The 12,728-nt window shown below is 56.7% G+C and carries 16 protein-coding genes, 1 tRNA gene and 1 pseudogene; 8 read left to right on the top strand and 10 right to left on the bottom strand.

Annotated elements, in window-relative coordinates; translation table 11 throughout:
* Positions 1-727: 727 nt before the first annotated feature.
* Positions 728-1,108, bottom strand: coding sequence for a hypothetical protein (locus BLU25_RS05900; RefSeq protein ID WP_139803938.1), 381 nt, complete (start codon positions 1,106-1,108; stop codon positions 728-730).
* Positions 1,109-1,597: 489 nt separating this feature from the next.
* Positions 1,598-2,269 carry a Bax inhibitor-1/YccA family protein gene (locus BLU25_RS05905; protein WP_016781462.1) on the bottom strand — a complete coding sequence of 224 codons (672 nt, stop codon included), beginning with the start codon at positions 2,267-2,269 and terminating at the stop codon, positions 1,598-1,600.
* Positions 2,270-2,393: 124 nt separating this feature from the next.
* Between BLU25_RS05905 and BLU25_RS05910 the strand changes: the two genes are divergently transcribed.
* The 7 genes from BLU25_RS05910 (at position 2,394) to BLU25_RS05940 (ending at position 5,281) form a co-directional block, all read left to right on the top strand.
* Positions 2,394-2,481, top strand: a tRNA-Ser gene (locus BLU25_RS05910).
* Between the two features lie 181 nt (positions 2,482-2,662).
* Positions 2,663-3,055 (top strand): sulfurtransferase complex subunit TusD, encoded by a 393-nt coding sequence (gene tusD, locus BLU25_RS05915; RefSeq protein ID WP_016781463.1) that lies wholly within the window; start codon positions 2,663-2,665, stop codon positions 3,053-3,055.
* 1 nt (position 3,056) lies between these two features.
* A complete protein-coding gene (gene tusC, locus BLU25_RS05920; protein WP_016781464.1) occupies positions 3,057-3,419 on the top strand; it encodes a sulfurtransferase complex subunit TusC in 363 nt (120 codons plus the stop codon).
* Positions 3,419-3,703 (top strand): sulfurtransferase complex subunit TusB, encoded by a 285-nt coding sequence (tusB, locus tag BLU25_RS05925; protein ID WP_016781465.1) that lies wholly within the window; start codon positions 3,419-3,421, stop codon positions 3,701-3,703. The genes tusC and tusB overlap by 1 nt, the downstream gene beginning before the upstream one ends.
* On the top strand, positions 3,700-4,035 hold the full coding sequence (locus tag BLU25_RS05930) for a TusE/DsrC/DsvC family sulfur relay protein (protein WP_016781466.1): 336 nt from the start codon (positions 3,700-3,702) through the stop codon (positions 4,033-4,035). Before tusB ends, BLU25_RS05930 begins: the two co-directional genes overlap by 4 nt.
* Positions 4,032-5,033, top strand: coding sequence for a glycosyl transferase family protein (locus BLU25_RS05935; RefSeq protein WP_016781467.1), 1,002 nt, complete (start codon positions 4,032-4,034; stop codon positions 5,031-5,033). Before BLU25_RS05930 ends, BLU25_RS05935 begins: the two co-directional genes overlap by 4 nt.
* Before the next feature lie 20 nt (positions 5,034-5,053).
* Positions 5,054-5,281 (top strand): YheU family protein, encoded by a 228-nt coding sequence (locus BLU25_RS05940; protein ID WP_016781468.1) that lies wholly within the window; start codon positions 5,054-5,056, stop codon positions 5,279-5,281.
* Here the strand turns inward: BLU25_RS05940 and csrA are convergent.
* Both csrA and BLU25_RS05950 read right to left on the bottom strand, forming a co-directional pair.
* Positions 5,278-5,481, bottom strand: coding sequence for a carbon storage regulator CsrA (gene csrA / locus BLU25_RS05945; RefSeq protein ID WP_016781469.1), 204 nt, complete (start codon positions 5,479-5,481; stop codon positions 5,278-5,280). The two genes, BLU25_RS05940 and csrA, sit on opposite strands and share 4 nt — an antisense overlap.
* A 135-nt stretch (positions 5,482-5,616) precedes the next feature.
* Complete coding sequence (locus BLU25_RS05950; RefSeq protein WP_016781470.1) at positions 5,617-5,949, bottom strand: YnfA family protein; 333 nt, start codon at positions 5,947-5,949, stop codon at positions 5,617-5,619.
* Between the two features lie 167 nt (positions 5,950-6,116).
* On the opposite strand from BLU25_RS05950, the gene BLU25_RS05955 reads away from it, so the two are divergent.
* Positions 6,117-6,275, top strand: a complete 159-nt coding sequence (locus BLU25_RS05955) for a DUF3309 family protein (RefSeq protein ID WP_085984374.1) — start codon at positions 6,117-6,119, stop codon at positions 6,273-6,275.
* Positions 6,276-6,416: 141 nt separating this feature from the next.
* On the opposite strand, the pseudogene BLU25_RS05960 reads toward BLU25_RS05955, so the two are convergent.
* The 6 genes and pseudogenes from BLU25_RS05960 to BLU25_RS05985 all read right to left on the bottom strand — a co-directional run.
* Positions 6,417-7,217, bottom strand: a pseudogene (locus tag BLU25_RS05960) (alanine:cation symporter family protein); the annotation flags it as partial.
* Positions 7,218-7,222: 5 nt separating this feature from the next.
* Positions 7,223-8,041, bottom strand: a complete 819-nt coding sequence (locus BLU25_RS05965; protein WP_029611487.1) for an alpha/beta fold hydrolase — start codon at positions 8,039-8,041, stop codon at positions 7,223-7,225.
* 306 nt (positions 8,042-8,347) lie between these two features.
* Positions 8,348-10,426: an LTA synthase family protein gene (locus BLU25_RS05970; RefSeq protein WP_016781474.1), complete on the bottom strand. Its 2,079-nt coding sequence runs from the start codon at positions 10,424-10,426 to the stop codon at positions 8,348-8,350.
* Between the two features lie 362 nt (positions 10,427-10,788).
* Positions 10,789-11,664, bottom strand: coding sequence for a polyamine aminopropyltransferase (gene speE, locus BLU25_RS05975; protein WP_083369557.1), 876 nt, complete (start codon positions 11,662-11,664; stop codon positions 10,789-10,791).
* 203 nt (positions 11,665-11,867) lie between these two features.
* The gene (locus tag BLU25_RS05980; RefSeq protein WP_016781476.1) at positions 11,868-12,059 is read right to left on the bottom strand and encodes a PLDc N-terminal domain-containing protein; all 192 of its coding nucleotides are present in this window, start codon (positions 12,057-12,059) and stop codon (positions 11,868-11,870) included.
* Positions 12,060-12,143: 84 nt separating this feature from the next.
* Positions 12,144-12,674: a hypothetical protein gene (locus BLU25_RS05985; protein WP_016781477.1), complete on the bottom strand. Its 531-nt coding sequence runs from the start codon at positions 12,672-12,674 to the stop codon at positions 12,144-12,146.
* Positions 12,675-12,728: the final 54 nt, after the last annotated feature.

The following is a 12,728-nucleotide window of genomic DNA, read 5'->3' on the forward strand; positions in this document are numbered from 1 at the left end:
ATAGGAATTGTTGCGCAGGCATTTTCACCATATACCGGGTGATATTCAGCGGAAAACTGGCGCTAAAAATGATTTGGCATAACAGACATCGCGAAGCTGACGATATTGACCGCAAAAACACCGGAAACATTTTGAAACAGGTATGTTTTTATAAATCAAATACTTAGCAGCATCGGCTTCCCTGGCCTGCATAAAGGCTGCGCACTGGCCATAACCTCGGCAGAGGTATGCGGGTTACGATCGTCTGCCCCAAAACGCCACAGCGCTCGATATCGCGACCACCGGTCGGCGCGCCCAGGATGGGCCTGAGTCAGGCCACCAGAAGCCTGATTGCGGCACCTTGACGGAGCTATTACACGGGAATATCTTGTAACTGAGGACTGCAAGTGCGCATTGATCGAGGCAGGGTACCCGTACTATCCCTCCCCGCATTCAGGCAGCAGAGAAAACGGGTTTCTCTGAAGTAGTGACGACCAGCCTGCTGATCGGATTCTGAACCCAAGGCCATCGTGCCAAACGCTGAAGAATCGCTGCGACTACTCCTCAATAACATCTGAAAGGCGCCCGATGGGCGCCTTTTTACTTCGCCTCTGGGTTGTGGCCTGCAACCCGCCTGGCCAACCTGCGCGGCTAACACCCGCGGCGCATAACCCACCATTGGCACTTCAGGGTGCTGAAACCTGTGGAGGGGTTGATTGCAAATGCCCCCCCAAACACCGTAATGCGCTTAGTGAATCAACCGAGCTGCTGCAAACGTGGTGCCTGCCATTACCGCGGCAGTGGCCACAAACCATTTGGTCTGGTTGTTGAATCCTTCAATCATGGCGGCTTTCAGTTCCGCCATCGAGACCTTGAGGTCGCCCAAGTCCATCTTTGTGGCCATGGCTTGTTCAATACCGTCCAGCCTGGTCTCTACCCGTACCAGCCGTTCGCGGATCTCGGGGAGTACTTTTTCCAGTGCTTCAACTCGGCTTTTCAATTGATCATCTCCTGGAGGGCCTGGTGGCGCCCCACGCTCTTGATTATTGTTGCCTGCTTTCTCTCTGTAACTGTCATGGCGAGCAGAGTGCCTTTCACTCGAGAAACCCCGCTCAAATGATTTGATCATGACGCCACTCCCGCCCCTGCATTGTGGCCATGTGCGCGAACGCCATGCGCGTTTTAAAAAATTGCGCCACGCTATCTGGATCAAATTGCTGAATATCACTGCCCACAGAACCTCCTGTTCAGGGTTGGGTTATACGAAACGTTGAGGGCTCCACAATCTCATCTCCCCGCTCAGGTGCTCATGGCGGATTATCGCCCGTTACCCAGCTCACACCGGAGTTGATGGGCCTAACAAAGACACCCTGAGATCGCTGCAATCAACTGCACCACTCACAGCCAATATAACGGCTCTCAAACTCGGATATTTCCCTATAGAGGGTGAGCAGCGTCCTCTCTCTATAGGGAATAGCAGGGTTGTCAAAGACGCATTGGACAATCAGGGCGACGCATCGTCAGTCACCGTCCCTCCCCCCGGCTAGCAGGCTTGCCGGGCATACCTCGCAAGCATAAAAAAACCCGCCGAAGCGGGTTTTTGTGCAGCGGTTGCCGATCAGTCGTCGCGGCTCATGATGCCGAAAAGCTGTAGCAGGCTGATAAACAGGTTGTAGATCGATACATACAGGCTGATGGTCGCCATGATGTAGTTACGCTCACCGCCATGAATGATGGCGCTGGTCTGGAACAGGATGCACACCGACGAGAACAGTACGAAACCGGCACTGATCGCCAGTTGCAGGCCGCTGATCTGGAAGAAGAAGCTCGCCAGCGTAGCGCCCAGCAGTACAAAGAAGCCGGCCGTGATAAAGCCGCCCAGGAAGCTCATGTCCTTGCGGGTGATCAGCACATAGGCAGACAGACCGCCAAATACCAGGGCCGTCATGGCAAATGCAGAACTGACCACCTCGGCGCCGCCCTGCATGCCCAGGTAACGGTTAAGGATCGGGCCCAGCAGAAAGCCCATGAAACCGGTCAGGGCAAATGCAGACACCAGGCCCCATGCCGAATCACGCAGCTTGTTGGTCAAGAAGAACAGGCCGTAGAACCCGATCAGTACAACGAAAATATTTGGATAGCCGACCCGCAACTGCTGCGAGACGTAAGCCATCACACCGCTGAAAGCCAGAGTAAGAGCCAGCAAGCCGTACGTGTTGCGCAGTACGCGGCTAACCTCTAGCTGCTCGGCCTGCACGCTGCTATTAACTGCGTAATCCTGTTCGCGCATGGCGATACTCCTGTGGTTTGAAATGTTAAGTAGCAAAGATCATAGCAGAGGCTCTGAAACAAGCGATCAAGAGAGTTTGACAACGTGTTTCATTCAGGTATTATGGCGCCCGAAACAACGTACAGGAGGTGTGGCCGAGTGGTTTAAGGCAACGGTCTTGAAAACCGTCGACTGTAACAGGTCCATGAGTTCGAATCCCATCGCCTCCGCCATATTGCTGCACCGATAGAGCCCGTCACTGACGGGCTTTGTCGTTTCCGGGGGTTGAGAAAGGTCCGCCTGCCTCCCCCGAAGCCCAAGCCCCGCCTTTGTGCGGGGCTTTTTATTGCCTGCCACAAGCATCTTTGGGCATCTGGCCTTATCATTGCCCCAGTTTTGCTGACAGAGCCCACCATGAAATTTGCCATTGCCCTTTATTCAGCGGCCCATGCGCCCTCTTCCCGCCGCGCCCTGCGTTTTGCCCAGGCGGCGCTGGCCGGTGGCCATGAGATTGTCCGGCTGTTCTTCTATCAAGACGGTGTGCACAGTGCTTCAAGCAATATTGTGACGCCCCAAGATGAGCAGGACATCGCGCAACAATGGGCAGCGTTCGTCAGCCAGCATCAACTCGATGGCGTGGTCTGTATTGCCGCTGCCTTGCGCCGTGGCGTCCTGAATGAAGACGAAGCCGCACGCTATCAACGCCCCGGCATCAATTTGCAAGCACCCTGGGAGCTGTCCGGGCTTGGCCAGTTGCACGATGCCATTCAATCAGCCGATCGACTGATCTGTTTCGGAGGGCCTTGAAATGCCCAAGTCTCTTTTGATTATCAGCCGACAAGCACCGTGGGCCGGCCCCGGCGCGAAAGAAGCGCTGGATATCGTGCTGGCCGGTGGCGCATTCGATTTGCCGGTGGCGCTGTTGTTTATGGATGACGGCATTTTTCAATTGCTGGCCAATCAAAATGCTGCAGCCATCCAGCAGAAGAACCTCACAGCCAACCTCCAGGCGTTGTCGATGTTCGGTGTTGATGATCTGTACGCCTGCAGCCACAGCCTGAGCGAGCGTGGCATTTTACCCGCTGGGCTTGCCGTCGATGATGTGCAGCCGCTGCCAGTTGAAGAAGTCCGTGCACTTATTGACCGTTATGACCAAGTGATTACTCTCTGATGTCGACCCTACATGTTTTGAGCCACTCACCATTTTCCGACACTCGCCTGGGCAGCTGCCTGCGCCTGCTGGGCAAGGATGACGCCTTGTTGCTGAGTGGCGATGCGGTGTACGCCCTGCAGCAGGGCAGCGTTCTCAAATCCCTGGAGGAACAGACCATTTTCATCCTTGAGGAAGATTTGCTGGCGCGCCACCTTGAATGCCCGTCGTGGGCAACCTGTGTGGATTACCCGGCGTTCGTCGAACTGTCGATTCGTTATGACAAGGTCAACAGCTGGCTATGAATGAGCTCACCCTCAACGGTAAAACCATCGGCCTGGACAAGGACGGTTACCTGCTCGACCTCAATGACTGGTCTGCTGAAGTCGCCCAGGCTCTGGCGGCGCAGGCAGGCATTGAGCTGAGTGCCGAACACTGGGAAATCCTCGAGTTGTTGCGCAGCTTTTATCAGGAATTTGAGCTCTCCCCTGCCACACGCCCGCTGATCAAGTACACAGCCCTCAAGCTGGGGCCTGAAAAAGGCAACAGCCTGCACCTCAACCGCCTGTTCAACGGCACCCCAGCCAAACTTGCCGCCAAGCTGGCGGGCCTGCCCAAGCCGACCAATTGCCTATGAACACTCCCGCTGCACTGACCCTTGAAGCGCCTGCCGAACACCCTTTTGCGCCCTTTGTGCGCATCCTGGGCAAAGGCAAGCGCGGTGCCCGCAACCTGACCCGTGAAGAAGCCCGCGAAGCAATGGGCATGCTGCTTGAGGACAAGGTAGAAGATACGCAATTGGGCGCCTTCCTGATGTTGCTGCGGCATAAAGAAGAAAGCGCCGAGGAAATGGCCGGCTTTACCGAGGCCGTGAGGGAGCGTCTGACAGCACCTGCCATCCGGGTCGATATCGACTGGCCGACTTACGCCGGTAAAAAGCGCCATTTGCCCTGGTATTTGCTGGCCGCCAAGTGCCTGGCGCAAAACGGCGTGCGCATTTTCATGCACGGTGGTGGCGCCCATACCGCCGGCCGGCTGTACAGCGAACAGCTGCTCGACGCGCTGGCCATTCCACTATGCCGCAACTGGCAGAGCGTCAACGAGGCCCTCGATACTGGCAATCTGGCCTTTATGCCGTTGCAGGACTGGGCGCCACACTTGCAGCGCATGATTGATCTGCGCAATACCCTGGGCCTGCGTTCGCCCATTCACTCGCTCGCACGCATTCTCAACCCCTTGGGTGCGCGCTGTGGCCTGCAGAGCATCTTTCATCCGGGCTATCAAAGCGTACACCGTGAAGCCAGCAGTTTGCTGGGGGACAACAGCATCGTGATCAAGGGCGATGGCGGCGAAGTTGAAATCAACCCCGACACCCTGAGCCATCTTTACGGCACTACGGCCGGGGTTGGCTGGGACGAGGAATGGCCGGCATTGTCAGCCCAGCGCCATGTCAAACCGGCCTCGCTGCAACCTGAGCACCTCCTGGCGCTATGGCGCGGCGAGGTTGAAGACAGCTACCCGCAACTGGCTCTGCTTTCAACCATGGCCCTGGCCTTGCGCGGCCTCGGTACGCCCCGGGAGCAGGCTTTTGAGCAGGCACAACGCTTTTGGGATAACCGCGACACATCGATTTAAGCCTACTGACGAGAACGCCCATGCTTATCCCCTACGACCAGCTTGAACCCGACACCCTCACCCGCCTGATCGAAGACTTCGTCAGCCGCGATGGGACTGACAACGGCGATGACACGCCGCAAGAGACCCGCGTGCTGCGGGTCCGTCATGCATTAAGCAAAGGCCAGGCGGTGATTTTCTTTGATCTCGAGAGCCAGCAGTGCCAACTGATGCCCAAGCACGCGGTACCCAAGGAGTTCTTTGACTAACGCGGCCTTAGCGGACCAATGGCCAGGCGCCCGGCGAGCTGTTTTTTTATCCGCTCATAGATCTCTGCGCGATGAACACTGATGTGCCTGGGGGCTTCGATCCCCAAGCGCACGTTATTGCCGTTGATGGCAACGATGTACAGGGTAATGTCCTGTCCGATTGAAATACGCTCGCCTGCGGCACGACTGAGTATCTGCATGGCTCTCATCCTAAGGGCTGGGTTGCCACAAAGACTGCACGGCGTAAAACCTGGCTTCAATCCCCACACATGAATTCAGCAAAAGACTACTTTTGCGCCACCACTTTCCTACATACAAGCCGTGGAAAACGCCTATTACGGGCTTGAAAAGCGCGGCCCGAGCAAGATGATGGTCGCGCCCACCACACAGAGGCCCACTCCGATCCAGTCAGAGCCCAGCGGCCGAATACGCTCCACCACTGCCAGCCAGGCAATGGAGGTGACAATGTAAATCCCGCCATAGGCGGCATAGGCCCGCCCGGCATAGGCTGCCTCGACCTTGGTCAGCAGCAGGGCAAACAGCACCAGGCTGACAATCGCGGGCACAGCCCACCAGGCACTCTTGCCCTGACGCAGCCACATCCAGAAGCCGTAGCAGCCGGCGATTTCAAACAGGGCTGCGAAAAAAAACCAAGCGTAATTGAGCATGTGCAGTGTTTCCAGATGGGCAGCGCGCCACCCTACCTGCGCACTTGCCACCGATCAAGGCAGAACTGTTTTTGCGCATGACATGAAATAAGTTGAATTATTCACCCAGCACCGCAGTCGGATTTTATAAGCACTGCCCATCCCTGGCGGAACCTATCAACAAGGAAATGCTCATGACTACGATTCTACTGATCGTCCTGATTTTGCTGCTGGTCGGCGGCCTGCCGGTGTTCCCGCACTCCAAAAGCTGGGGCTATGGCCCTTCGGGCATTATCGGCACCGTGCTGATTGTGTTGCTGATATTGCTGCTGCTCGGCAAGATTTGACCCAATAAAAAAGCAGCCCCGAGGTTGATGCCCGTCCGCCACGCTGACGGGCATCAACCATCAAAGGCCGCTGCTCAGGAAATACCGTCGTCTACAGGCAACACGGCTGCAGAGCGTGCCAGCTTGATTTACGTGTGATGGTCATCTTTGCAGTGCGGATAACACTGCATGGGGTGCAGGCTCTATCACCACCTGGTCCGGTGTAGACCGTGGCGGCCAGGCCTTGAAGTCCAGATCAAGATCCTTGAACTGGCTGGAGTCAAAAACGGGCATCTTGATGCCTGCCTTGCGTTGCTCGTCATAATCACGCAGCACACGCATGCCAACCTTGAACAACATCGTAATGGCAATCAGATTTACGAAAGCCAGCATGGTCATGGTGATATCGGCGAAGGCGAAAACCGTGTCCAGGTTCTGCACCGCCCCCCAAAAGATCAGGACCAGCACCAACCCACGATAAATAATGACCGTGCGACGCTTTTCACCCAACAAAAAGCGCAGGTTGTTTTCGCCCAAATAGTAGTTGTACAAAATCGACGTGAAGACAAACAACGCCAGCGCCACACTGATAAACGTGCGCCCCCAGTCGCCAACCACTTCTGCGAGCGCGTTCTGCGTGAGAATCAAGCCGTCGCCTTCGAAACCTGGCGTGTAAAAGCCAGACAGAAGAATCAACAACGCCGTGCAGGTACAGATCACGAAGGTGTCGATAAATACGCTAAACGCTTGAACCACCCCTTGCGACGCCGGGTGATCGACATTCGCCACAGCGGCCACATTCGGCGCGCTGCCCAATCCCGCTTCGTTGGCAAAAACACCGCGTTTCACGCCCATGACAATGGCGGTGCCGACAATGCCAGAAAAGGCCTGATCCAGACCGAAAGCGCTTTTGAAAATGGTCATCAGCATGCCGGGAACATGATCAAACTGCAGCACGATCACAAGGCTTAACCGGCCTGGCTGGCGCGGTGGAAATCAGCGATCTGTTGCCACATCGCGATCGGGTTGGAATACATGGGGAAATGCCCGCACACAGGGATTGGCGCAAGGCGTACGCCCTGAGCCTGGATATGCGCAAGGTAGGAAAGTGATGAGTTCTGCTCGCCGTACATAAACATTCGCGGGCACTTCAAGCCAAGAAACTTACCCATCAGGTCGGCGTTATCGGACAGATCAACTATCGTCGAAAAAATGCCTCGCACCGCCTCGGCACGCACCTTGTGTCTCAGGCTCGCCGAATACAATGCACTGGCATACGCCGGGGCATGCCTGACACGCTTGATGAAAGCCGCGAAAAACACCTCGGGATCATCGCACGGATAATCGTCGATCTGACGACTGAGAAAGCAGTCTTCCGGGGCAATATTGCCCTCTATGTCAGTGAAGCTCAGTACCCGCCCCGGAAACTGATGAGCCAGCAGCAAAGCCGCCAACCCCCCCATAGAGTGACCGACCAGATGGAAGCGTTCGATATCGAAATGCTCCAGCACTTGTAGTGTCACCTGCACCAACAGCGGGATGGACACCCTGGACAGGTCACTGCAGAGAGTTTCACCGCAGCCGGGTGCGTCGAAGGCAACAAAGGGGTGACCGTCGAATTCCGCCTGCAGCGCGATCCCGGCATAGTCCTCTTTGGTCGAACCAAAACCATGCAGGAAAACGATCGGCGCCAACTCGCCACGCCTGTGAATGGCGGCGATGTTCAGTTGCACACCGTCAATCGTTAGCGGAAGTTGGGTATGAGTGAATGTTTCGGATGCAGACACGTTAATAGCCCCTTGAACGATAAAATGACTGCCGCACGAGAGTTGCCGCAGCTCGGTACGCAATCTCAAGGGATTCGAGCAGCCTGTAAAATCCTGATCGTGGAAGGTTTTGATACGCAAAACCTATCACTCGAATTTCCTCTGCCCACACTATTTATGCTGCATGCCAGGGCGCACGCACCCCGCATAAAAAAATCCGATGCCGGAACCGGCATCGGATTGGATTGTTTGCCGCCGGCCAGTCGAGCAGATATGCCCGCCTGGCCAGCATCAGGCCCTCAGGCCTGTTTTTTACTCACCCGAGGATTACTTCGGATCCGCCACACCTGCGGTGTTGTCCAGCAGGCTTTTGGTCGCGGTCTGCAGGAAGGATTCGAGCTTTTTCTTCAGCTCGGTCGCTTCCGGCGTGTCGGTGACCACGGTCGCCTCCGGGTTGGCGCCCAACTTGTACTGCCATACCTTGGCCGGCATATCTTTTGGCTGCACCAGCAAATGGTCGTCACTGATGATGGCCACGGTCTGGTCACTGCCTGACGGCTTGATCACGCCGCTGCCCTTGTCACCTTCCGGCAGGGTCAGCAGGTCACGGCCCCAGCATTGCTGACGGAACTCACCGCCCAGGCGGCCCATGATGGTCGGCACGATGTCGACCTGAGTGCCCACCGTGTCAGTACGGGTGCCGAACTTCTCCTGGATGCCAGGACCGATCAGCAGCAATGGCACGTTGAAACGGCCAAGGTCCATCTCGGAAATCTGCTGCTCGTTACCAAAACCGTGGTCACCCACGATCACAAACAGGGTTTCCTTGAAGTACGGTTCTTTACGCGCTTTTTCGAAGAACTGGCCCAGTGCCCAGTCGGAATAACGCATCGCCGTCAAATGCTCGTTGAGCGAACCACGATCGGTTACCGGCTCAACCGGCAACGGCGTCGGCAAGGCGTATGGCGTGTGGTTGGACAGGGTTTGCAGCAGCGCATAGAAAGGCTCTTTGCCTTCACGCTTTTTCAGTTCTTCCAGGCCACGGTTGAACATGTCCTGGTCGGACACGCCCCAGGTAGGATCAGAGAACACCGGGTCGACGAAATCATTACGACCAACAAAGGTGGTCATGCCCTGGTTACTGAAGAAACCTGACTGGTTGTCCCAGGCGAAATCACCGTTATAGACGTATACGTCATCAAACTTGCGGGCGCTCAGCAGTTCCGGCAAGCCGGACAGCTTGTGGCTGCCTTCCGGGGTCTGCATCAGGTATTCGAAACCCGGCAGGTTCGGGAAACACGCCATGGTGGCGAACATGCCCTGATGGGTATGGGTACCGTTGGAGAAGAAACGCTCGAACAGCAAGCCTTCCTTGGCCAGGTTGTCGAAGTACGGGGTGATATTGCCCGGACGCCCCAGCGCACCCACCGAGTGACCGGCGAAGCTTTCCATCAGGATCACGACAACGTTCTTGATCGGCAGGGTTTTTTCTTCTGGCGGCGTAGTGTCACGGCGCACAGGAGCGGTATCCGGGTCGACCAGCTTGTCGTGCTCGGTCAGCAGCATGTCGCGCACGGTCTGCGTCGCCACAGGCTGCTCAAGGGTGGCCTTCCAGATATTGGTGCGGTCATCACCGAAGCGGCTTTTCGCAGCGGCAATCAGCGACAGAGAGCCGTTGAGGCCCAACTGGTTGGCGAAGTTGGAGTCTGTTGTGTAGGCATCGCCCCAGCGCAGTGGAGGACCCTGACGCAAGGTGCCACGCGCCAAAACCACACACACCAGCAGCAACACGACAAACACCGCTGCACGGCCGTACCACGGGGCTACGCTGCGAGAAGCGCCGGCAGCAGCCCGGGTGACGCTGGAGCGGGTTACGCGATCAGCACCACGGAAGGCAAAGTACAAGATGACAGTGCCCACGGCCCAGGCCAACAGGTAACGCACCACCGGGAAGCCATACCAAAGCATGCTCATCACGGTTTTCGGGTCTTCCTTCACATACTGGAAAACCAGGCCGTTGAGGCGTTGGTGGAACTCGCGGTAGAAGTCCATCTCCATCAGGCCCAAAAACAGCGCCAGGCTGGAGGCAGCGGTCAGCCAGAAGCGCAGTACGCCACGCATGGCCATGGCCTTGACACTGAGCAGCGCCAGCAACAGCGGAATGCTGAAGTACACGACAATCCGCGCGTCAAAGCGCAGACCGTTGCCAAAGGCTTCAAGGAAGGTCGATGCCGGGGTATCGAGGATCATTTCCTTGTTGTAAACCAGCAATGCCACCCGCAGCAGGGTGAACATCACCATCATGATCAAGGCACACAGCAGCGTAAATGCCAGGTGCGATTTGACGGTGGGTTGCAACACACGCGAGGCAGCGTGCTGTTGGCTTGGGGCGTCCGGGTTTGCCATGTCGTTTTAGGACCCATTGGTTCAAGTTGAAGTGGCTTTATCACCGGTGGCAGGCCACGGGTGCATCGCTCTTTAATTACACAGGATTAGGCCCGAGACCCCGCAAAAACACCGGAATAGAGGCGCTTGAGAGTCGGAAAGGCGAAATTTTGCGTGCGAATTGTCTTAAAGATACCGTGAAAATTTCGTGCAAAGCACATTTTGAAACACAAGAAAGGCCGCTCAATCCCCGTGGGAGCGGGCTTGCCCGCGATGCAGGCGACGCGGTTTAAAATTGCACCGCGTTGCTCCAATCGCGGGCAAGCCCGCTCCCACAGTTATCCTTGGCTGACCGCTCTGCCCTGCCTTGCTACTGCACAGCCTCAGTCGTTGCTGGGTTTGTTGATCGCCTGCAACACATACTGCGGCAAGGCGAAAGCACCGATATGCACTTCAGGATTGTAGTAGCGGGTCACGATGCCGCTACCGGCAAACCGCTGACGCAGGGTTTCAAGTGGCAACTTGCGATAGCTCGCATCCGTCGAACCCCAGGCAAACGTCATCGAGCCGCCGATATAGGTCGGCACCGCTGCCTGATAAAAATGCCAGTCCGCGAACAGGCTGCGCATGCGCCCGGCGGTGGTCTGCACTTCCTGCAATTGCATAAATGGCGTGCCGTTCTGGGTGACCAGTACGCCGCCCTCGTTCAGGCAACGGTGGCAAGCCTGGTAGAAGTTCTCGGAGAACAGCACTTCACCCGGCCCGATCGGGTCAGTGGAGTCGGAAATGATCACGTCGAATTTTTCTTCGGTAGTGGCGACAAAACGCATGCCGTCGTCGATCACCAGGTTCAGGCGCGGGTCGTCGTATGCCCCCTTGGAGTGGTTGGGCAGGAACTCTTTGCACATGTCCACTACGGTGCCGTCGATCTCGACCATGGTGATGTGCTCAATGCCAATGTGCTTGGTCACTTCGCGCAGCATGCCACCATCGCCACCGCCAATGATCAGTACGCGCTTGACCGCGCCGTGCGCCAGGATCGGCACATGGGTGAGCATCTCGTGGTAGATGAATTCGTCCGCTTCGGTGGTCTGGATCACGCCGTCCAGCGCCATGACCCGGCCCATGACCGGGTTTTCGAAAATCACCAGGTGCTGGTGATCGGTACGCACTTCATGGAGCAGCTTGTCCATGCGAAAGCGTTGGCCGTAACCTTCGTAAAGGGTTTCGAGATAGTGGTTGTCAAGCGATTCGGTCATGGGAAGTCCCCTTGAATGCTGGTGGCAACGGACGGTCACCCGCCCATGATCGACAGCCAAACCTCATACCGCTATCGCGACACGGGTCCAACTGCCCAAGAAAGGCGCGCATTCTACGTCGAGGAACATGACAGGTCGAACCTTGACGCTGACAAACTCAACGGGCAGCCATGATTTCTCAGGACTGCCCGCCGGCTAGCGCTTTAAATACGCACATTGCCCCGCGGCCCGGCGATGGCCCAGATGACCAGCCCCAGTACCGGCAGGAACAGAATTAGCAGCACCCAGAGCACTTTTGCACCCGTCCCGGCGCCGCTTTTGATTACGTTGATGATGGCCCAGATATCCAGGGCCAGAATAATCAGACCGATCAGACCATTAAACGTTGAACCCATGATGACGCTCCCGAGTGAGTACTTGTGCTCATAGGATAGTCACCCACGGCCAGGGTTCCGTTTTTTATTGCGCCAGCCAGGGTTTCAAACGTGGATGGCAACCTTCAGGGCTTCCAGCGATGGCGCCGCAGCCATGCCGACCTGGGCACACAGCTCAAGCACGCGCGGGACGTCATTGCCGTAAACCAGCACCACCTGGATTTCGTCGTCCAGCGGCTGGCTCAGGTTGACCAGCACATAACCGCCCTGCTCCGGGCTCATGCTGCCCATCTGGATCTGGATGCGATTGAGCGCGGTCAACGCCTCGGTCTTGGCCAACTGCTTGGGCTTGATATTGAACGCGACATCGGGGCCGAACGAAGCGACGATCTGGGCAAACACATCCATCCAGGTATCGGCCTGGAACAACACCGTTTCCGGCAGACTGCCCACCACCACCCATTCACCCAGCGGGATCGGGAAGCTGTCGTCGTAGTTGATATCCGGGTTGGCAGCCAGAAACGCATCTTGATCGGCGTAGGCCTGCGCCGCCTCATCTGCGACTTTTGCGATTTCGGCGTCGCCCATGCACCCGGAGCTGATTTTGCTGATGAGTTCAACGAGAGTGGTTTTCATGGGCGCGGCCTGTCACAAGGAAAATTAAGGGCGCGCAGGATATATCAATTGCGC

The sequence above is a fragment of the Pseudomonas fragi genome, assembly GCF_900105835.1.
Lineage (GTDB): Bacteria > Pseudomonadota > Gammaproteobacteria > Pseudomonadales > Pseudomonadaceae > Aquipseudomonas > Aquipseudomonas fragi.

What these genes read in the sequence shown, in the direction of transcription:
- BLU25_RS05900 (WP_139803938.1), bottom strand. Translation starts at nt 1,108, where the DNA reads ATGATCAAATCATTTGAGCGGGGTTTCTCGAGTGAAAGGCACTCTGCT.
- csrA (WP_016781469.1), bottom strand. Translation starts at nt 5,481, where the DNA reads ATGCAGATACTCAGTCGTGCCGCAGGCGAGCGTATTTCAATCGGACAG.
- BLU25_RS05930 (WP_016781466.1), top strand. Translation starts at nt 3,700, where the DNA reads ATGAATGAGCTCACCCTCAACGGTAAAACCATCGGCCTGGACAAGGAC.
- BLU25_RS05950 (WP_016781470.1), bottom strand. Translation starts at nt 5,949, where the DNA reads ATGCTCAATTACGCTTGGTTTTTTTTCGCAGCCCTGTTTGAAATCGCC.
- BLU25_RS05935 (WP_016781467.1), top strand. Translation starts at nt 4,032, where the DNA reads ATGAACACTCCCGCTGCACTGACCCTTGAAGCGCCTGCCGAACACCCT.
- speE (WP_083369557.1), bottom strand. Translation starts at nt 11,664, where the DNA reads ATGACCGAATCGCTTGACAACCACTATCTCGAAACCCTTTACGAAGGT.
- tusC (WP_016781464.1), top strand. Translation starts at nt 3,057, where the DNA reads ATGCCCAAGTCTCTTTTGATTATCAGCCGACAAGCACCGTGGGCCGGC.
- BLU25_RS05905 (WP_016781462.1), bottom strand. Translation starts at nt 2,269, where the DNA reads ATGCGCGAACAGGATTACGCAGTTAATAGCAGCGTGCAGGCCGAGCAG.
- BLU25_RS05980 (WP_016781476.1), bottom strand. Translation starts at nt 12,059, where the DNA reads ATGGGTTCAACGTTTAATGGTCTGATCGGTCTGATTATTCTGGCCCTG.
- BLU25_RS05970 (WP_016781474.1), bottom strand. Translation starts at nt 10,426, where the DNA reads ATGGCAAACCCGGACGCCCCAAGCCAACAGCACGCTGCCTCGCGTGTG.
- BLU25_RS05985 (WP_016781477.1), bottom strand. Translation starts at nt 12,674, where the DNA reads ATGAAAACCACTCTCGTTGAACTCATCAGCAAAATCAGCTCCGGGTGC.
- tusD (WP_016781463.1), top strand. Translation starts at nt 2,663, where the DNA reads ATGAAATTTGCCATTGCCCTTTATTCAGCGGCCCATGCGCCCTCTTCC.
- BLU25_RS05940 (WP_016781468.1), top strand. Translation starts at nt 5,054, where the DNA reads ATGCTTATCCCCTACGACCAGCTTGAACCCGACACCCTCACCCGCCTG.
- tusB (WP_016781465.1), top strand. Translation starts at nt 3,419, where the DNA reads ATGTCGACCCTACATGTTTTGAGCCACTCACCATTTTCCGACACTCGC.
- BLU25_RS05955 (WP_085984374.1), top strand. Translation starts at nt 6,117, where the DNA reads ATGCTCATGACTACGATTCTACTGATCGTCCTGATTTTGCTGCTGGTC.